General features: G+C 37.5%; 14 protein-coding genes. 7 read left to right on the forward strand and 7 right to left on the reverse strand.

Going from position 1 to position 20,855, the window contains the following annotated elements; genetic code table 11:
* Nucleotides 1-310 precede the first annotated feature (310 nt).
* From H6G73_RS19605 to psbM, 7 genes are all read left to right on the forward strand, one after another.
* Nucleotides 311-1,444, forward strand: a complete 1,134-nt coding sequence (locus H6G73_RS19605; protein WP_190607532.1) for an FAD-dependent oxidoreductase — start codon at nt 311-313, stop codon at nt 1,442-1,444.
* A 164-nt stretch (nt 1,445-1,608) separates the two neighbouring features.
* The gene (locus tag H6G73_RS19610; RefSeq protein ID WP_190607533.1) at nt 1,609-2,061 is read left to right on the forward strand and encodes a hypothetical protein; all 453 of its coding nucleotides are present in this window, start codon (nt 1,609-1,611) and stop codon (nt 2,059-2,061) included.
* Between the two features lie 105 nt (nt 2,062-2,166).
* Nucleotides 2,167-2,454 (forward strand): hypothetical protein, encoded by a 288-nt coding sequence (locus H6G73_RS19615; protein WP_190607535.1) that lies wholly within the window; start codon nt 2,167-2,169, stop codon nt 2,452-2,454.
* An 85-nt stretch (nt 2,455-2,539) separates the two neighbouring features.
* The gene (gene tgt, locus H6G73_RS19620; RefSeq protein WP_190607536.1) at nt 2,540-3,676 is read left to right on the forward strand and encodes a tRNA guanosine(34) transglycosylase Tgt; all 1,137 of its coding nucleotides are present in this window, start codon (nt 2,540-2,542) and stop codon (nt 3,674-3,676) included.
* A 64-nt stretch (nt 3,677-3,740) separates the two neighbouring features.
* A complete protein-coding gene (locus H6G73_RS19625; protein WP_006195022.1) occupies nt 3,741-3,878 on the forward strand; it encodes a photosystem II reaction center protein K in 138 nt (45 codons plus the stop codon).
* Nucleotides 3,879-4,062: 184 nt separating this feature from the next.
* Complete coding sequence (locus H6G73_RS19630) at nt 4,063-4,359, forward strand: 2Fe-2S iron-sulfur cluster-binding protein (protein WP_190607538.1); 297 nt, start codon at nt 4,063-4,065, stop codon at nt 4,357-4,359.
* A 104-nt stretch (nt 4,360-4,463) separates the two neighbouring features.
* A complete protein-coding gene (gene psbM / locus H6G73_RS19635; protein ID WP_086686522.1) occupies nt 4,464-4,580 on the forward strand; it encodes a photosystem II reaction center protein PsbM in 117 nt (38 codons plus the stop codon).
* Nucleotides 4,581-4,656: 76 nt separating this feature from the next.
* Here psbM and H6G73_RS19640 read toward each other — a convergent pair whose 3' ends face one another.
* The 7 genes from H6G73_RS19640 to H6G73_RS19670 all read right to left on the reverse strand — a co-directional run bounded on the left by H6G73_RS19640 (nt 4,657) and on the right by H6G73_RS19670 (nt 20,742).
* A complete protein-coding gene (locus tag H6G73_RS19640; RefSeq protein WP_190607540.1) occupies nt 4,657-5,508 on the reverse strand; it encodes a universal stress protein in 852 nt (283 codons plus the stop codon).
* A gap of 712 nt (nt 5,509-6,220) precedes the next feature.
* Nucleotides 6,221-6,772 (reverse strand): carbohydrate binding domain-containing protein, encoded by a 552-nt coding sequence (locus H6G73_RS19645; protein WP_242034248.1) that lies wholly within the window; start codon nt 6,770-6,772, stop codon nt 6,221-6,223.
* Between the two features lie 56 nt (nt 6,773-6,828).
* Nucleotides 6,829-7,809: a DNA cytosine methyltransferase gene (locus tag H6G73_RS19650; RefSeq protein WP_190607541.1), complete on the reverse strand. Its 981-nt coding sequence runs from the start codon at nt 7,807-7,809 to the stop codon at nt 6,829-6,831.
* Between the two features lie 4 nt (nt 7,810-7,813).
* A complete protein-coding gene (locus tag H6G73_RS19655) occupies nt 7,814-8,917 on the reverse strand; it encodes a HindVP family restriction endonuclease (RefSeq protein WP_190607543.1) in 1,104 nt (367 codons plus the stop codon).
* A gap of 152 nt (nt 8,918-9,069) precedes the next feature.
* Complete coding sequence (locus H6G73_RS19660) at nt 9,070-13,185, reverse strand: CHAT domain-containing protein (RefSeq protein ID WP_190607545.1); 4,116 nt, start codon at nt 13,183-13,185, stop codon at nt 9,070-9,072.
* 352 nt (nt 13,186-13,537) lie between these two features.
* A complete protein-coding gene (gene polA, locus H6G73_RS19665) occupies nt 13,538-16,492 on the reverse strand; it encodes a DNA polymerase I (RefSeq protein WP_190607547.1) in 2,955 nt (984 codons plus the stop codon).
* A gap of 104 nt (nt 16,493-16,596) precedes the next feature.
* The gene (locus tag H6G73_RS19670; RefSeq protein ID WP_199317782.1) at nt 16,597-20,742 is read right to left on the reverse strand and encodes an AAA domain-containing protein; all 4,146 of its coding nucleotides are present in this window, start codon (nt 20,740-20,742) and stop codon (nt 16,597-16,599) included.
* Nucleotides 20,743-20,855: the final 113 nt, after the last annotated feature.

The following is a 20,855-nucleotide window of genomic DNA, read 5'->3' on the forward strand; positions in this document are numbered from 1 at the left end:
CGAGAAACCCAAGCTAATACACCCTACAGGCTAAGAATAATTTTTTAAATATACAGGATACTGAATTATATAATCATTATAATTAACCACACTTGATGTGGATAATAAACAACAATAAAATAATTCACTTTGCTGGAGATTAATCCGTACCTTTTAAGATATAAACTATATTTTGATCTACATGATCATAAAATTACTCACATTATCTGTGTTTATCTGCGGTTAATTAATCATGAGTGTCTCTTCTCTAGAATTTCATTTCTGACATGGAAATGCTTACAATAATCGCATACCTTGATTGATATTGTTTATGACTACGAAGTTAGTATTAATTGGTGGAGGTCATAGCCATGCTATTGTCTTAAAAATGTTTGGGAGTAGACCTCTATCTGGAGTAAGGTTAACTTTAATTACTCCAACCGTATATACACCATATTCGGGAATGTTACCAGGACATATTGCTGGTTTGTACAGTTATGATGAATGTCACATTAATTTGCAGAAATTAAGCAATTTTGCTCAAGCAAATTTATATCTTGATCATGTAATCGGCTTGGATTTACAGCAACGAAAAGTTTTATGCGCTAACAGACCCGCTATAGAGTTTGATTTACTGTCAATTGATATTGGCAGTATACCGGCTCAATCGTCTATAGTAGGTGCAGCAGAATATGCGATCGCTGCTAAACCAGTCGCAAAACTGCTAGAACATTGGTACGAAATACAAAAAAAGATAGTAGCAAATCCTCAAGCACCTCTTGGCATCAGTATTATCGGTGGTGGTGCAGGGGGAGTAGAGTTAGCTTTATCAATGCAAGCCAATTTACACCTACAGGGGGTGAAAAATTCAGAGATTCATCTATGGCAGCGAACTCAGCAATTACTACCAAATTACCACTCCTCAGTAGGAAAACTGATGGAGAAAATTCTGATTAACAAACACATTAAATTACATTTAGGAGAAAACGTAACCACAATTTCACCTGCTAACCACAAAATGTTGGCAATTAGCTGTCAATCTGGGTTAAAAATAGAATCTGATCAAGTGTTTTGTGTCACACAGGCATCAGCACCAGCGTGGCTAAAAACAACTGGATTAGCAACTGATGACCAAGGATTTATTTTAGTAGATGATTGTTTACGCTCTGTGAACTGTCCCTACATCTTTGCAGCAGGTGATATTAGTAAAATGATTAACTATAGCCTTCCTAAAGCGGGTGTATTTGCAGTTCGTCAAGGTCAACCCCTGTGGAAAAACTTGTGTCGTACCGTCTTTGGCCAACCACTCAAACCATACAAACCCCAAAAAACATATTTGAGTTTAATTGGTACAGGAGACAAACGCGCTATAGCTAATAAAGGCAAATTTACTTTACCACCAAGTAAATTAATATGGGACTGGAAAGACTGGATTGATCGCCGTTTTATGGCTCAGTTTGTATGATTTTTAGTATTAAAATATACTACTGAAAGAATTTACCGCAGATTATTAGACGATCGCGTCACAATGTTGATATTTTTGAAATGTAGGGAGTTAACAACTCTAATGGAATAAATCGACAGTCTTAGTTGCGTTGTCACTCACCTTCCCCAATTCGCTATTTCTCTATGAGTCACCATCTACCCAACACCAGGATACCGGCCCCGTGTATTGTTAACACAGGCATTATTGTTAACAAAATTGATATACGGCGATTGCTGACTGATTTAGGTCGAGTTCATTACACTTACACCCAAGGAAAGAAGCTTTTAAGCGAGGGTGAAGGCGATGTGATGGAAGTATTTGGCGATCCACAAAGGTCTACTTTAGTGGTTAACAATGCCTTGTATCTCAATGTGGATAGTTTTGACTATCTAGAACTCAAACAGTCTCCTCAAAAAGAAACTTACTTCGATTTAGTTCAAGAAGAGATGTGCTTGCGCCTGATACCGCACTCCACACCCCTACAAGAACGCCGTGAGCGCCAATTAAGCGCCTGTGCCATCGAGGCCATGATGGATCAAGTATTAGCCGCCAGATGGGATGCAGAACTTGACGACGACTGTTCTGATTCCTTCTGACGAAAGAAATCATATAACCTCTTGGGTAAAACTGTATTGCAGGGTGCAACCCTATTGGTGTCAAATACCTCAATGAGGAGGTCAGGAGGTCAGGAGTTCAGGAGTATGCCTACGGCACGCTGCGCGAACAGAAGTTCAGAAGTTCAGAAGTTCAGAAGTTCAGAAGTTCAGAAGTATGCCTCCGGCACGCTGCGCGAACAGGAGTCAGTAGGGGCGGGTTTACAGATATCATCAACTATGAACGAGAATTTTGGTAAACCCGCCCTTACAGGAGTATGGCTAACGCCACGCTGCGCGAACAGTATTTTACAACTTCGACTCTGTGGCTTTGTCCTGCCACTATCTCCAGAGGATGCCTTAGTCCATACTGTGTTACCAGAAGCCAAGAAGTGATCAAAAGTTCCCCTCTTACCTATCGGCAGGGTGGGGCAAATGTTAAGTTGGTCTATGAATTTTACTCAATAGCTTTGTTTTTACCTTGAATGCCAATTTTTCTTTTCAGAGTCTAGCTACCTGTAGTCAGACAAAAGCGAGGGCTGGGATATTTTTTACTCCCCATGGCCCTGTAGAAACTCCCCGATTTATGCCTGTGGGAACCCTGGCAAATGTTAAAACCATTACTCCTGCCCAGTTACGGGATACTGGAGCACAAATGGTTTTATCTAATACCTATCATTTACATCTCCAGCCAGGGGAAGAGATAGTTGCAGGTGGTGGAGGCTTACATAAATTCATGGGCTGGAATGGGCCGATGCTCACTGATTCTGGTGGGTTTCAGGTATTTAGCTTGAGCGAAATGCGAAAAATTACCGAAGAAGGAGTGACTTTTCGCTCACCTCATGATGGACAAATCATTAAATTTACGCCAGAACGGTCTATTGAAATCCAAAATATTTTGGGTGCAGATGTGATCATGGCTTTTGATGAATGTCCCCCCTATCCAGCAACTCGGCAAGAGGTAGAAGCGGCAACAGACCGGACGTACCGATGGCTAGAACGTTGTATAAATGCCCATCAACGCCCTGACCAAGCTTTGTTTCCCATTGTTCAAGGTGGTGTGTATTTGGATTTACGGGCACGTGCTGCCCTGGATTTGGGTAAGCTGGATATGCCAGGATTTGCCATTGGTGGTGTGAGTGTGGGTGAACCACCAGAACTCATGGCACAAATTGTCCAAGCCACAGCACCCCTATTACCAGTGAATAAGCCCCGTTATTTGATGGGTGTGGGTACTTATCGGGAAATGGCGATCGCGATCGCTTCTGGTGTAGATTTATTTGACTGTGTAATTCCCACTAGATGGGCACGTCATGGGACTGCAATTGTTCAGGGGGAACGGTGGAACTTAAAAAATGCTAAGTTTCGTGAAGATTTTACCCCCTTAGATGAGACCTGTCCCTGTTACACTTGCCAAAATTTCACTCGTGCTTACATTTCTCATTTGGTGCGATCGCAAGAAATATTAGCCTATACCTTGCTGACAATTCACAACATCACCGAATTAATTCGTTTTACCCAAAAAATTCGCCAATCCATATTAAGCGATCGCTTTTTCACCGACTTTGGTCACTGGCTTACCCATCCAGAGGAAAATTTACAAACAAAAGACCAATGACCAAACCATGTTAATATACATTTCAACTATTAAAGCTGTGTTGGATAGGTGGATTTAAACAAACATGGAAGCAGCACTATTATTAGCAAAACTGCCTGAAGCATACCAAATCTTTGATCCATTGGTAGATGTTCTCCCTGTTATTCCCGTTTTCTTCTTGCTGTTGGCTTTTGTGTGGCAAGCAGCAGTGGGTTTCAGGTAAATTAATTTATCTCCAACTCCATGGACAGGTGTATTTCATCTGTCCTATTTTTTTGCCTCATTATCTTTGATAAAAGTCATATTTCTTAATGTTTTGCAATAAATTTCATATAATTAAGTAAAATAGTGTATCAATTCTAATCAACACGCAACCAAAGGCCACATTTACAGGAGGAATCAACATCATGGGGAATATCAAATTTGTGAAAGAAAACAAAGAAGTAGTGGCAGCAAATGGGGCCAACCTTCGACTCAAAGCCATCGAAAACGGCATTGATCTCTATAAATTTTTAGGCAAAATGACCAATTGTGGAGGTTATGGTCAGTGTGCCACTTGCGTCGTTGAGATAGTCGCAGGACTAGAAAATCTCTCCCCTCGTACAGAAGTAGAAAAACGCAAATTCAAGAAAAAACCAGAAAACTATCGTCTTGCTTGTCAAACCCTAGTAAATGGCCCCGTCAGCGTCGTTACCAAGCCTTAAGTTTTCCACCAGTATTACCCACAACAGAAAATTTGCTCTAACTCTGTCAACGATGATGCTATTCTAAAATTGTTGACTGGAAATTAAAGAGAGGCTATCTCCCCATGCAAGTTAATGACTTGGGATTTGTAGCGAGCATTTTGTTCGTACTAGTTCCCGCCGTTTTTTTAATAGTTCTTTACATTCAAACCGCCAGCCGCGAAGGTAAAAAAGATTCTTAATGTGGCTATAACATAAAAAGCCCCTACACTAAATTTGTGCAGGGGTTTTTATTTATCAACCGCTTTGAGTCAAATGTTAACCAACCGTCCGCGCCAGCAACACAGGACAAGTTGCATTAACACGAACATAGTCTGACAAAGACGCACCCACAAGCCTATCTAAATCCACAAAACTCTTAGCAATAGATGGCCGTCTGTCTGGAGACCCGATTAACAATAAATCTACATTTAATTCCTCAGCCAAACGACAAATTTCTTCCCCAGGTTTACCGCAGCTAGTCACACAACGTACCGGAATACCTTGTTTTTCGGCTTCAACTACCGCTTGTCCTAAAACAGTATTTCTCTCTGGCTTAATTTCAGTAATACCTGATAATTTACCACCTAAATCAGTGCTGATATTAGCCAAAATTAATTGGCCACCTCCAACACCTCGTAATAAAAATAGGGCTAATTTCAGGCAATTTTGCGAGGCATCAGAGTTATCTATTGCCACCATGACTCGGTTAATTTTTTTGACATAAATATCATCTTTAACCAGTAACATGGGGCGAGAAGATAACTGGAAAACATACTGACTGACAGAGTTCGACAAAATGGATTGTAAGCGTTTTAATCCCCGTGAACCCATAATAATCAAGTCAGTGTCAATTTCATTTGCAACTTGACAAACTACGTCTTTGGGGTCTCCTTGGCGCAAAATCGAAGAGACTTTAGCAGGATCTAGATTTAAAGACTGAATGGCATTAGCTAGAATCTTACCGCCTTCTTCCCACTTCGCAGTCATTGATGCAGCAGTGCTTTGGGGGGGAACTACATGCAAAACAGTAACTGTTGCACTTTGAATTGAAGGCATTTCGCTCAAGCGTTTGAGCATTTCTTCCGCGTGTCCTAGTCCAGAGACAGCCAACAAAATTTTTTCTATCATTTTACACAGTTAATGTTAAGTTTACTTAGGTTCTTACTACTCACATAGAGTGTAAAAAGAGATTTTTTTTCGGAATTTGCTGAACATCTGGCTCAGTACACAGATATACACAACTATCACGGCTACTGATTAATACTTAAATTCTGGGTAGAGAGTAAAGCATTAATCAACCTTGAAGTTTCATCACAGCTAATTACTGAAGATGTCAACTAAGTGATGTTAATAATTCAGCATACCCTTAATTTTGCCTGATCTACTTCACGAAAATAGATATTAGTTATTATTTTTAATCTATATTTATTTTTTTTAATTAAAAAGAAGTAAAGTATTGCAAAGAACAATTTATTAATATTTTGCCAATTATATATATCACTTATTACATAAATACGGTAATTTTATAGGAAAGTTATTATGTTTTTATAAATACCAACCTAGATAATAAGTAAAAAAATTGCATATTAGTAAAAAATTCAACTAGTTGTTCAATTAATTATAAAAATATCAGTAATATAGCGGTTGTCAGTTGGTAAAAGATGTATATTTATCTACTAATCCTATCAATTGGGGATTATAGATTGAAGATGCCGAATGAACTTTGAAAACTTGGCACAAATTTTAGATACATCTGTGTTTAACAATAGTAATACACCTTGAAAGATGTAGAAGTAATTGTTTTCAAAGGTTCATGGCAAGGTATAAATGTATGATCAAATTATTCTTGATCAGCACAACCTGGACTTGGCCCTTGCAAAGAATAGGTATCAACTTGCACCCAACTATCTTGTCCTAAAGCCCAGAAACCTGTAAATATGTTATAAGTTGAAGCATTACCAGTGCGAAACGGTAATGTAAGTTTTGTATATTGAGGTAAGCTACCAAACTTGATTTCCGACCAAACTTTTTGCTGAGTGTCACGCACTCCAAAATATCCATCTGTGACATTACTAGAAGTCCGTACATAGGCTTCTAAGATATAGTTAGAATTAGGTTTGAGACGTACTTGTTGACGAAGACCATTCCAGCCAGAAACATTTCGCATCCAGGCATTATTGAAACCTTTAAAACTATATCCTTTATTAATGTCGAAACCTGCACGACCTTCAAGTTTCCAGTAAGAAGTTGGTTGTTGTTCAAAATCGAGGTTGCTATAAGGTGCAGCACAAACTGCCTGTCCTGGTTTGATGTCAAGGTTGGTGAATAAAATTGAAGTGGCTAAGAAGGTAAATAGGAAATTTTTATTTTGGGTTAATTTTAAAATTGGCATCAGACATCTCCAGGATTTTCTATTTGCGACTACTGTGTAGAAAAATTTAACTAGTATTACAAAGGTAAAGATAGGCTCTTACTAAAAAATTCATCTTTATATTTATGATGAATATATTTTAAAAGTGCTTTGGCCACATATTCTGCCAACTTAACAGGTACAGCATTTCCAATCATTTGCTCTAAATCAGTTTTTGAACCTTCAAAAATAAAATCATATGGAAAAGTTTGTATATAACTTCTTTCAATAGTGGTTAAAGGACGTAAACTAGATGTTACTGGACAGGCATCACCAGAATGTAATTGATAGTTTTTCGGAATTGGTCTATTAACACCTCTAATAGTTGGACTTGGTTCATCGATACTAAAAATAGCTCTTCTTTTATAGCTTCTAGGATGCCTGTAATAATATTCAATGCCTAAAATATCACCTGTATATTCTCTGATAGTTAAAGATTTTTTGGATAAATTGCTTTCTAAGTAAAATAGCAAACCTTCATCTTTTCCACCTAATTCACCTATACAAAAAAATCTTTTCCTTTTTTGCGGTACACCACATAGGCTTGCATCTAATATTTTTTCAGTTAAACCATAATTAGCAGATTTTAAAATTTTTCGACATTCTAAATATTTTCTTGATTTAGGAAATCTATCTACATTTTCCATTACAAACCATTGAGGACTAATTACACGTACAATTTCAGCAAATACAATGCTTAAACTTCCTCGTCCTAAATCTTCATTACGGTTGCCAGCGCTAGAAAAATCCTGACAGGGTGGTCCTCCGATGATAACGTCTATTTCTGGTATTTGACTCAATAATGTATAATCACCATTGACTTGACTCAGGTCGCAATTAATCATAGGATGATTAAAGTTTTTTTGATAAACGTTTATTGCTGCTTTCCAGTTATCAAAAGCAGCTACAATCTCAAAGCCTGCATTTTGGAAACCTAAAGATAGTCCTCCACATCCTGCAAAAATATCTAAAACCTTCAAGGATGATTTATTAATTTCATTAAAAATTGATTTCGCCATATTTTTAAATAGACTTTAATGTATAATCAAAAATTTCTGGATTGCTGAGAATAATAGCGTCGAATCTTCTTTCTGGACTTAAGAAGTTTTGTCCGTTACCTATAATAATATTACGAATTTCCTCTTTAGTAATTCTAGGTTGAATCAGTTCATTACAAACCATATAGACATGAGTATTAGTCCCACTTAAAGCAAAGGCTTTATCATTCTTAGTATTATATGTAAGATTATCAATAATAAATTTATGACTTATTTTTCCATTCAAAGCAAATTCGTATAACATCTTACACAACCAAACTACAGAACGCATTGGTCTATTTATACCTTCTTCTCCGGTTTTGGCTAATCTTTTCGCTATATCAAAGAACAGTCTTGTAAAACCCAAATTACTCCAAACAAAAATATCTAAACAATTATGATATAGTTTTGAAGTTTTACCTAACGTTTTCCAAACAGGCTGAATAACTAATGGTGATTGAATATCTATATAATCACAAAACAAATTATCTAAACAATCAACTATTGAAGATATCAAAGGTAAAATAGAACGGATATTTGTCCAATCATTAATTTCTGAACATACTGGATCAATGTAGTTTAATAACTTATTTCTAGTGTTTTGAAAATGACTAGCAATACTGACAGCAAGATAAACAATAGTATCTGGTCTTACAACAATTTCACAGCCATACTTATCATCAGTCAAGCGATAAGTTGAATTATCCGGTAATGCGGTTAATTTAATCTCCATACAGCGTAAACAAGATTCATTATAAGAAATATCCTGAGTGACTAGATCAACTCTTGGCAACTTCCCTATTACCAGCTTGCGATAAGGTACAAAATCGCTTTCAAAAGCAAAAAATAAATTAGGAGAAAGCGGGTTAACTCCAAAAATATCTTCTACATCTATTGTTTGATGTTTGATTTTCAGTTGATTATCAAGTGTTAAGTAAATAAGTTTCAAGCCTTTACTATACATATAACATGCTAATGCAGCAGGGAAAGAGTTATTAAACTGATTTTTTCCCCAACTATCTCTCTGAGAAAAATCCCTATTAGAGTTTACGATTCCGAATAATCCTGGTAATAATTGTTCTTGTTTCATTATGTTGCACTAGAATGAATATTTATACTAATTATGTTTAATTATAAGTTTTCAAAAAACATAGCAATAAGTCATTATTTAGCATAATTTCAAGACGCATAACCTCATTATCTAGAATAATAAAGGAAAAAAATAGTTTTAGATGAGTCCAGTTACCAAGGATTTCCTACCATTGTGAAAGCTGCCCAATAAAATGGATGAGTAAAAGGGCTATTAGAGTTTTCAATAGTTGTCGCTGGTAAAGAAAAATTACCTATTTCTTCTAGTCCGCGTACTTGACCATTTTGAATATAAATTTGTCCTTTAGCCATAGCAATTTGAGCTTCTCTCAGCGCTTCTGCACGAATGGGAGCAGTTCTTAAGCTTTCATAGAATTTGGTCATTAAAAGGGCAGTGCTACTATCATTAACAGCCCAAAGACTAGCAACACTTGTTTTCACTCCAGCCATAATTGCTAGTCCAGCAAAACCAATTTCTGCTTCTTCATCTCCTAAGGCACTTTTACAAGCGCTGAGAACTAACATTTCCACTTGCGGGTTATTGAAACCTAGTTGACGAATTTGATTTAATCTCAGCTTATTGTCCCATAGTTGAATATAAGAATTATCCAAAGAACCACGGCTGAAATTAGCATGGGTAGCTAAATGAATAATGCCAAAAGGCTGTTGACTACGGATAAATTTGAGATTATCGACTGTGGCCTGTTTATTCAGAAATAATTTACCAGGCCAAAGTTTAGAAACTAGGGTAGAAACTTCTGCTGGAACCGCTGGCAAAGGGTCTTGTCCTTGGGTGCTTTCAGACACACCCATGGCTAAAAGTTGGGATTTTTTAATATCAGTATAAAGAGTATTAGTTAAACTCAAACTTGGCATTAAACCAATACTATATTGCTCGACTAAAAAACGTTCTCCATCATGGAGTGCTGCTAGGGGTGTGGAACGTAAACCTACGTCTGGTAAGAATACTAAATTTTGGATGGCTTGTGCCTGTAAATCGGCTTTTATGGGAGAAATAATCCAATTGTATAGCTGTTGGGCAGGCTTTAAATATCCTTTGGTGCTGCGGTTGTAGGGAATTGTAATTTGGTCACGAAATTCCTTCGCAGTTTTAAGAACTTCTGCTTTGGTTGTGCCAGCAATTCGTTTGCGAATAGGTTCACCTTTACCAGTAACTAAAACGATTTCTAGTTGGTCTGTATCTTGTTCTAAGATATTATTCCCAGAAAGCCTTTCTATCGGTGCGAAACTGATATAAATGAAAGCAGGTTTAACTCCTGTAGCGGATTCGATTTTAACAGCTATTTCCCGCGCTTCGCTATCTATTTTCACAGACGGAACCGATACACCTAATTGATTAGCAAATATAGATGTAAATTTATCTTCAGGAGTAGGATTTGTATTTAGGGCAGTAGGCCCAGGACTAGGATTAGACGGGATGGGAGGATTACCCTTTGGTGGTTCTGGTGGTTTATTGCACTGAAAATCGCAACTAGGAGGGGTTGGGGTAGGAGTATTAGGAGTATTAGTTCCCCCAAAGTTAATGAAAACTGGTACTAGGGGAGAGAAGGAGACGCGATCGCTTGCTTTAATTGTAAAAGCATGTATGTTACCTCTAGCATTAGGTGGGGGAATATAGTCAAATTGCTGGTCTAAAAAGAATATATCTCCGGCTGATAATACTTTGTTACCTTGTCGGAGTTGTCCAACTAATATATTTTCAATAACGATCGATGTATTATCTAGATTGACATCGTTGGTTTTAGCAGTAAAGTTAGGCGTATAACTTGATGTTAATGTCGGTGCAGTATTGACAGAGGTAATAGTAATTCCTGTTGTAGTGCCAAGTGCATTACCTCCATTAGGTAAAACGGGGAAACTATCTGAGGATATAGTTGCAGTGTCCCCTCTAGTGATACGTCCTCTAGTACCATTAACGGGGTTATTGTTAGTGCCGACTATAAATGGCACATTATCCGCACCGCCATCATGTTTAATAGTGATGGTGCCACCAAAGTTAGAAAAAGTAGAAAAACTATCGCTATTAAAGAAAATAGCACTGGTATCGATGGTGTTTAAAGACTCACTGATTCTACCAAAACCCTGAACTAGTCCATTGGTTAATACTTGAACGTCACCACCTTTAACTGTGCCATTGTTAGTACCAGCTTGGGTGTTGATGCTGTTAAAACTAATCAAACTGGCACTATTATCAGTGGTTTGCAGAGTAACGTTGCCACCTTTAGCATTGTTATCACCCTGACTAGATGACACTGAAACTGAAGCATTAATATCACCGTTGACGAAAATATTTTTGGCTGCTGTTAAACTAACAGATCCACCTGTGCCTTGAATAAAAGTGCTTGATCCAGCATTGACAGATGTATTAATAAACCCTGTGGTGATGCTACCTTGAGAGGCTGTAATATCTACATTACCACCACCCATAATATGATTGGCAGGTTCTTCAGGACTGGTGATGATATTACCAACATCAATATCACCGCTAGTTGCAGATAATCTCACATTACCACTTGTGCCGTCTCTAGCCGATGTATCCAGGTTGCCCAAGGTCAAACTAGTGCCAGAGATATCAATACTGCCACCCAATGTTTTGATGGTGTTATCTGTATTGATAAATCTGACAATACCGTTGGTGGAAGCAAGTTGAAAACTGCCGCTATTACCTAAGTTAAGTGTAGCCACACCACCACTGGTAAAGGGGGAATTGCTGGTAATGGCATTGATGGTAATATCACCAGTGGCCTGGAGAATGATATTTGTGCCTAAATTACCGATCGCCCCCCAAGAAATTGTATTATTTCCCCTGTTGGGGTCAGAATCAAAAATTGTCGCGTCAGCAGGGGTATCAAAGCTACCAGCACCAGCAGCAGCGTCAATAATAGTTAAGGTGCTAGGGTCGAGAAGTAATGTCCCAGTGTTGCCATTTGTCGCAGTAGTATCCACTGTCCCTTGGAAATTTAGGTTATTTTTGCCGGATACTTCCACAAAACCACCATCACCAGATACAGAACCACCCTTTGCAGAAATTTGACCGAAAAAATCCGTTTGATTATCTGCCCAAACTATGGTGCGTCCACCGTTACCATTATTGGTGCTATCTGTATTAATAACTGTTTGGGAGTCAATATAGGTTGCTTGGGCATTGGGAACTGTGCCTTTACCTTGATAATCACCACCAATGAGGACAGTTCCACCATTTTGATGCCCACTAGCGTTAATATTGGCAGCAACTAAACCGACTTTATCCCCGAAAATATTGACCTTGCCGCCTGTATTACCAGAAACATCTATTTTGCCGGAAATGATATTTGTACCAGGTTGGGCGGCAATTGTGATGCTGTTGGTGGGAAGTTTGATGGTGTTACCATTAGCTGTAATGCCTGTGTTACCAAGGGTGAGTAATTCAGGAATAGAAGCGATCGCTATATTTGCGCTATTGGGTTGGGTATCATTTCCTGTAAAGGGCTGAATTTCTAAACTCAACAAATTTCCCGGTTGACTCAGACGCACCCATTGTTGTCCTGGTACAGCTGTAACTAAAATTTGTCCAGATTGTGCAGTAAGTTGTCCAGTGTTGATGACAGTACCACCCAACAGACTTAAGGTTTGTCCTGTGTTGACACTTAAGTTTCCAGTATTGATTATTGCCCCTGGTTGACTCATGGTAAAAGCAAAGCCATTGGGTTGTCCTACTAAATCTGCATAGTTGTTACTACCAACAGCATTAAACCAACTGTTACCAAAACCAACACCGTTAGCTGTGGTGACAGTGAAAGCAGCAGGGACATTTAAACTGGAATTAGGCCCAAAAACAAAGCCGGAAGGATTCATTAATAACAGGTTGGGATTACCACCTGTGACTTGAATTAGGCCATTAATTAAAGAAGGATTACCACCTGTAATTCGTCCCAGGATATTTTGGATGTTGGGGTTAGCTAAAAAATTGGCAATTTGACCTTGTTGAAGTCCGAACTCTTGGAAACTGTGAAATAAATTGGCACCATCGCGAGAAGTCGTACCGCCTTGAATATCAATTCTGTTACCGTGGGGAGATAGGATTGTGCCTGTACCATCCACTGCGGGGATAATCTGCTGTCCTTGGGCTAATCCTACATTCATTACCCCCACCATAGGGAGAATCGTAGCTGCTACCTGGATGATATGCTGACAAACCCTAGCGATCGCATTGTGGAAATGAGACTCTTTGTTGTCTTTCACAATGGTAGTGGATAACAGTGGTGACATCACAGTATTTCCCAGTTTCAGGTTTCTAACACAATATAATGCTAGGAATATCACTGAGACGCAAGATGTGAGTTAACGTAACATGTGAATCAGAAGTTCAGGAGTTCAGGAGTTGCAGAAGTTCAGAAGTTCAGAAGTATGCCTACGGCACGCTGCGCGAACAGAAGTTCAGGAGAAGAATGGGATCTACATAACTTCAAACATCCTCTGAACTCATACCTGTCCCATTTTTGATTTTTAATGCTATTACATTGGACATCTGGTGGTAATTAAATATGCATAGTTTGAAACCCTTGTAGAGACGTTCCGACGGAACTTCTCTACATTCATCTTCACCACATGTCTATTGCTATTATTTCGTTTCCATCCAGTTTTCACCTGCACGGACATCAACTAGTAAAGGTACAGTTAAATCAACCGCATTTTCCATCACTGATTTAATCTGTGGTTGTAATTCTTCCCATTCTTGGGGTGGGACTTCAAATACTAATTCGTCGTGAACTTGCAACAATAACCGCGCTTGATAGTTCTGCAAAACTTTCTGTAAGCGCACCATAGCGATTTTAATAATATCAGCACTTGAACCTTGAATAGGAGCATTGGCAGCAGAGCGCAGAAGCCCAGCATCATAAGCACCTAAGTTTTTCATTTTGCTTAAATCAATTTCTTCGGGATTGCTGCCTTTTAATTGACGTAGGCTGTTGCTGGTAAAATCAAAATAGCGTCTTCTCCCCAGAATCGTTTCTACATAGCCGTAAGCGATCGCTTGTTTCTTCACTCCCTCTAAATAGGCAAATACTTTCGGGTATCTTTCATTAAATCGCTTAATAAACTCATTGGCAACGCTTTTATCTATCCCTGTTGACCGCGAGAATTTCAGGGAACCCATGCCGTAAATAACACCGAAATTAATCGTCTTGGCAAATCTTCTTTCTTCTGATGTAATATCTTCTTTTTCAAAAACTAACTTAGCGGTGACAGTGTGAATATCTTCATTCTTTTGATACGCTTCCACTAACACTGGTTCCTGACTCAAATGAGCTAAAATTCTTAACTCAATTTGAGAATAATCCGCAGCTACCATTAACCAACCTGATTCGGGGATAAATGCTTTGCGAATTTGCCGACTAAAGGCGGTACGAATGGGAATATTTTGTAAATTAGGATTGGAAGAAGATAACCTGCCTGTAGAAGTAGCAGTTTGGTTAAAATCTGTATGCACCCGTTTAGTTTTAGATTGTACCAAAACTGGTAAAGCATCTACATAGGTAGATTTTAATTTTGATAAAGTGCGATATTCAATTAATGCTGTCACTAAACCAGTTTGATCAACTTCCTGGAGTTTTTCTAAAGTAGCTGCATCGGTTGAATAACCAGTTTGAATTTTGCGAGAATATTTGGTACTTAATCCCAGCTTTTCAAATAAAATATAGCTTAGTTGTTTTGGAGAACCCAAATTAAATTTTTCGCCAGCAATATCAACCACAGTCACTTCTAAACCAGCTAATTCTGTTTCTAAATGCTGGGAAAGTTCCCGCAGATAATCGGAGTTGATACTAAATCCCACATCTTCCATATCTGCTAAAACTGCTTCCAGTGGTTGCTCAACTTCCACCAAAAGTTTATTCAAAGCTGGTATTTTCTCTAATTCTTCCCGCAGATTTATGACTAGCTGAAATGTAGCAAAAACTTGATAGCAACAATAATGAGCTACTGTACTAATCTGAATATCCGCAATAGTTTTTTGCCGTTCTTTTTTACTGGCTTTAGGAACTATATCTTCATATTCTGTTAATTGTAATCCTAGATATCGCTGTGCTAAATCACTCAATTTGTGACTACTATCAGGATTTAACAAATAACTGGCTAACATGGGATCGAAAACTACTCCCGCTAAATTAATTCCTTGATTGCGGAATACCAAACGGTCGAATTTAGTATTTTGAAAACTTTTCGGATAATTAGTATTTTCTAAAATCGGACGTAGTGTATTTAAAACTAAATCCAAGTTTAAATTTTCACCACTTGCATGTCCCACAGGAATATAAGCAACTTCATCTGGTTGCGTCCCCCAACAACAACCAATCCCCACTAAATTAGCATCTCTGGGTTCTAAATCTGTCGTTTCTGTGTCCCACGCAACTGGTTCATCTGGATTAGTACATTTTTCCAGCCATTTCACCAACTCATGTAATTTCTCTTCCGTGGTGATAATGTGTGGTTGAATAGTTGTCTCTGGTTGCTTTTCTAATAATGCCGATGCTGTTTCTTCCGCAGTAAAAAATGATATGTCATCACCTTCATCAACACTGGGGGTATCTGATATTTCTGCTGCGTCAATCGTTCCCCCAAACTTTTCTTGAATTTCGTTAACTTTACCCAAAAAAGTTTTAAATTCTAATTTTTCCAAAATTGGAGTCAGCACACCAGTATTAAATCCTGTGAGTTGACAATTTTCTAACTCAATTTCTAAAGGCACATCCCGAATAATCGTAGCTAAATAACGAGAATGAAAAGCACTTTCTTTCCCTTCAATTAATTTCTTCTGAGTTGCACCTGTGATTTCCTCTAATTTCTCATAAATATTATCTAGAGAATTATAGGTATTGAGCAGCTTCACTGCTGTTTTATCACCAATGCCTTTTACCCCAGGAATATTATCTGATGTATCACCGCACAGTGCTTTATAATCAACAACTTGAGCAGGAGAAAAACCATATTTTTCCTGGACTTTTTCGCTATCATATTCAGTGATACTATTACCTGACCGTTTCCATGCTTCAGGAGTATAGTTGAGAACAGTAATTCCCTTTTCTGGGTTGATGAGTTGAAATAAATCGCGATCGCCTGAGAGAATTTTCACACGATACCCAGATGCTGCCGCTGTTTCTGCTAAAGTCCCTAATATATCATCTGCCTCATAGCCTGGGGCAGTTAAAACCTGTAAATTCAAACCCCTCAACAACTCATGCAGGTTTTCCAAATCAGGGATAAAGTCTTCTGGTGTCCCAGGACGGTCTGCTTTATATGTATCATCTGCCTCATGACGGAAAGTTGGCAACCCCAAATCAAAAGCCACGGCCATTGCTTGTGGTTGTTCTGTCGTCATCACCTCCAGCAGTGACTTTAAAAAGCCAAAACATACGCTGGTAGGAATACCTGTCTTTGTCCTCAGTCCTCCATCCCTACCTTTGGCAAAAGCAAAGTAGGAACGAAAAGCCAGAGAGTGTCCATCCACGAGGATGAAGGTAGGTTTGGTTGCAGATGCAGAAAGGGAATTCACCTGATTAGCACGAGTTGGGGACATAGACCTATTTTAACTGTCTCGTTGACAATACCTCTGGGAGACTGCTGCACTGCTTAAAGCTGATGGATGAATGATTATACTTTTACCTACAGCTATCTCCAATTTCAAGGATTTGTAAACACGTCAACTGTGTGTTCAGCGATTTGTTCTGTAAAAATACGTTCTGAACATTGTGAACGCAAAGTTTTCCAAAGAATTGCTTCTTCATAGTTTTCAAGTTCTGTTGGAATATAATTCAGTAGTGTTTTAGAACAAACTATTATTAAACGTTTTTTAGCTCTTGAAAATGCAACATTTGAGCGATTGAGACTAAGAATAAACTCCACATTTTTGCTAATTGCTGATGGATTACTGGCTGTTGCAGAAACAATTACATTATCACATTCACCTCCCTGAACTTTTTCGACAGTATCAATTACATCTACAACCTTTCCATAATAAGTTGCTAATTCGGTTTTTAGTAGTGATCTTTGAGCGCGATGTGGTGTAAGAATTGCAGTAGAACTATCAGGAAGTTCTCCTCCAGCTTCAAGAATCTGTTTGATTATTTCTACTTCAATTTGGTTACTACGTTTTGATTCACGTTCAGAATGCAAAACAAGAAAAAGTCCTTTTTTTCCTTGTAAAAGCTGTTTCCAAGTTCCTACAATCTCTTTTTCTTCTAGATTTTGTTCTTTTTCCTTACCTCTTAGTTGAATATCATCTTTTTGATAGACTGGTTCAATCAGTTTACGAATTTCATAAGGTAAACGAAAAGTATTGTCTAAAGATGAACGTAAAATTGCTTTATCAGGTACTAAAACTTCTGAGTTTTCTTTTAGATTTTGAATTGCTTGGTAGGCACTAACATAAGGTTGATAAAATATAACAGGAGGACGATCTTCATTTTCCCAGTCATGGGTAACAATAGGAGCAAGCTGTCGGTGATCTCCTGCTAACATAATCTCACCATCATTTCTGACTAATGTAGCTAAAGCTAAGAAGTGAGGGAATACCATCATACTTGCTTCATCAACAATTAGAGTAGTTGTTTGAAAACCTTGAGTATATCTATTAGTAAACGTCGGTTTGCTATTTAATTCATCTACCATTTTCAAAATTGCACTGGTTGTACCACCAATAACCAATACATTATTAGATACCATTTTAATAACTTTCTTCACACAAGATTTAGAGGAAAAGTCTTGTATATTTCCACCTGTAGGCTCAATTTCTGAAGAATGTACTTTACTCAACTGAATAGTTGGGGTAGTAAGTCCATATTCGGCAGTGTGTCGGTTTAAGATAGGTAAAAGGCTATCTAAACGTAAAAGTAAATTATCTACAGCCGTATGAGTATGAGCCGTAATAATAATAAGATCACCAGCAGAACGACGTGCCAGAATTCTTAGAAAAGTTGAGATCGCAGTTGTTTCTGTTTTACCAGTTCCCGGTGGACCTTGCAAAAGTTGAATTCTTGTATTTAGTCCATTGATAACTGCTTCTTTTTGCTTATCGTCTAATCTTTTACTATTTGGTAGTGGTAAAGTCTGAAGTAGATTTCCATATAGTTCTAGGTCATTCGATGAAATGGGAGTTTGTGCTGGAATTTGCGGATTTTGCGGAGCTAACCATTGACAAACATGATTTCCTTGACTATTTCGTAGTTTTTGATCAACTCTTCCAGCTACAAAATCTGAGGGACTTTCATCAATCGTGGCATAATCATAAATATATTCTCCATTAGGGAAAAAACGACCACGAACTTGATAACGATCTGGGATGTTTGTTTGTCTAACTGTAAGTTCAATTTCTCCAGTATGCCAATCAATTCTTTCTACAACGCAGGTACTTCCACCAGCAAAAAGTTGATTAATTGTTTGACCGTGAAGTGAATTTTCATTACTAGGACTGAGCCTAACAAAAGAACCTAGATCAATGGTGCAGTTAGCTTGTAAAACTTCAGAAGTAACATTATATCCATCAAGATTAATTTCTGCTGTTAGCCTATTATTACTGTGCGATCTGACATTTTTCACGGGGATTGTTCGCCCCGAAGAAATACGATATATAGGTGGTATTAAATGACTAGCAATCCAATCTGTTACCTTAACGTGCTGATCTAAACGAAGAAAATCAATAGCTGCTTGAGCCGCATCATCTATACCTAAGTTGAATTTAGGTAAATCAGCAATCACTAAAGATTCTTTGATTAGGTCTGGGTTTTTCAACCTAATTCCTTCTTCAATCCACCTAATAGCATGAGTACGAGCGCGAAAATACTCTTTTAAATAGTTTGGTCTTTGTGCTTGATTGCAACACTCAATATATTTTTTCAAGTCATCTTTAAGTGTTGAATCATTAGGATCAGGAAGTTTTCGCCAATAACCACGCCAATATGCAGCACTGAGAGAATTAAAGTATCTTAATCTAACTTCAAACTGATGTTTACGGGTATTTTGAGAATTTGATATTACCCATTGATTATTCTCATCTATTTCTAAATTTGTTTTAAAGTCGAAAACATCTTGAGAAAAAACTTGATCCAAACTTACAATTTTTCCTCCAATTTTCCTTTGCCAATGGTAACGTCTTCCAAACCATTGAAGAGAACTGACAACTGCTAAATCCCTTCCTGTCCATCCTAAAGCATAACGGCAATCTACTTCATTAGACAAACAAGAATAAATAAGTTGTTCTGAACTTTCCCGGCACCCTAATAACTCTCGTAAATGACTCAGTAGTTGAGAACTAACACGAGAACATCCCTCAATTAATTGAGTCATTTCTTGGCGTGACCAAACATAAAAGTGAATTGGAGCTTTTTCTACTTCTGCAACTTCAGCAATAGCATCTACTAATTCTAATAGAAATGCTTGTATTAGTTCTTTTTCAGAACCATTATCTTCTCTATATTCTCCTGTCCATGCCGATGTTTTAAATTTAATAATATCTAAGCCTTCAAGTTCTTTTTCTCTATAAATCCGCTGTTTATTTTCATCAAGTCCTTCTTCTATATATTCTTTAATATTAGGGTCTGGTTGCCATTTACCTTCTTCATTTTGTAGAAATTTTGGGTCTAATTTTCCTGTACTTTTAGTGATATGAGCAGCTAACGCACCTATTCTATTTTCAACATAATCATACTCAACAGAAAGATAGACACGAATCAGACACTCTCCATTAATTGTATGTTCTGGAAGTTGACTCTGACCTCCTGAATAATTTGGTAGTGCTTGTACTTCATAAGTATCTGGGGCAGAATCTCCACCAGGAAGGGTATGTCTACGGGTTTGTGCTTTTAATTTAAGAAGTTCTAAATTTTCTGTAAAACTTATATCTTGTTGAATTTGACTAGCTTGAATGCCTGTTAAATCAATGTTAGCTAAATCATCAATATTATTGACATCTACTTTATGGAAAGATTTAACAATTGATGAGTCTATTCCTAATAATTCTAAACGACGTTCTCTAGCACTTTCGGCCAAACAATGAACGCTCAATGTACAATCACTACATTTTTGATCTAACTGATAATCTAATTCAGCTAAGTTAGTATGTACAATTCGGTATAATGAACCATCGCAAGCTAATAAACGCTTAATATCAGACTCTATGATATCAAGGTTCAGAGCTTTAGATTGAAGAATATCTTGGCTTTTATTAGTATTCTCATCAATTCTAACAACAACACATTCAATATTTTCAGATTTCAGTTCTACTCCATTAATAGTGACTGGGTTATCTTTTATCAACTGATGTATAATCAGTCGATATACAGCAACTTGTACTTGATGATAAGTTCTATCTTTTCGAGATGCTTTGCACTCCACTAATCGCAATCTAGGTTCATTCTGTTCCCATAAAATAATTGCAAAATCTATTTGCCCACTAATATTAAATTCACCCAGATTTCCACCTACAGATATTTCTCGCCCATAAGCTGTTTGTCCAGATGACAGTTTATTTAACTCTTCAACAAATTTATTCCAATCAGTTGGTTCATCTGAATCTGAATTTTGATTACCTTTAGTTAAGCTAAGTAACCCCATTTTTTGAAGTGAAGTTTCCCATTCTTCTTCTCTTCTGTGACCTTCTGCCTCTAAAACTGGATCTAAAGAAGTAGAAAAAATTAAATCATAGATATAGCGAGGAACTTCTTTAGCAATTTCGTAATTATTTATTTTTAATTTAAATCGGCGATCGCAGGATTTATAACGAATATATTCAGCAATATCAGTGACTTTAATTGATGTTTTTTTTGTTGACATAAGAATACCAATTATTTGTATAGTGTCTGTAGTCCAGACTTAGTTTTCCTGCAAGAAATGTTCAAAAATTCCAGCAATAAGTATTGTTAGCTACTTCCAATTCATATCATTAT

It is taken from the genome of Richelia sinica FACHB-800, assembly GCF_014698825.1.
Taxonomy (GTDB): Bacteria; Cyanobacteriota; Cyanobacteriia; order Cyanobacteriales; family Nostocaceae; genus FACHB-800.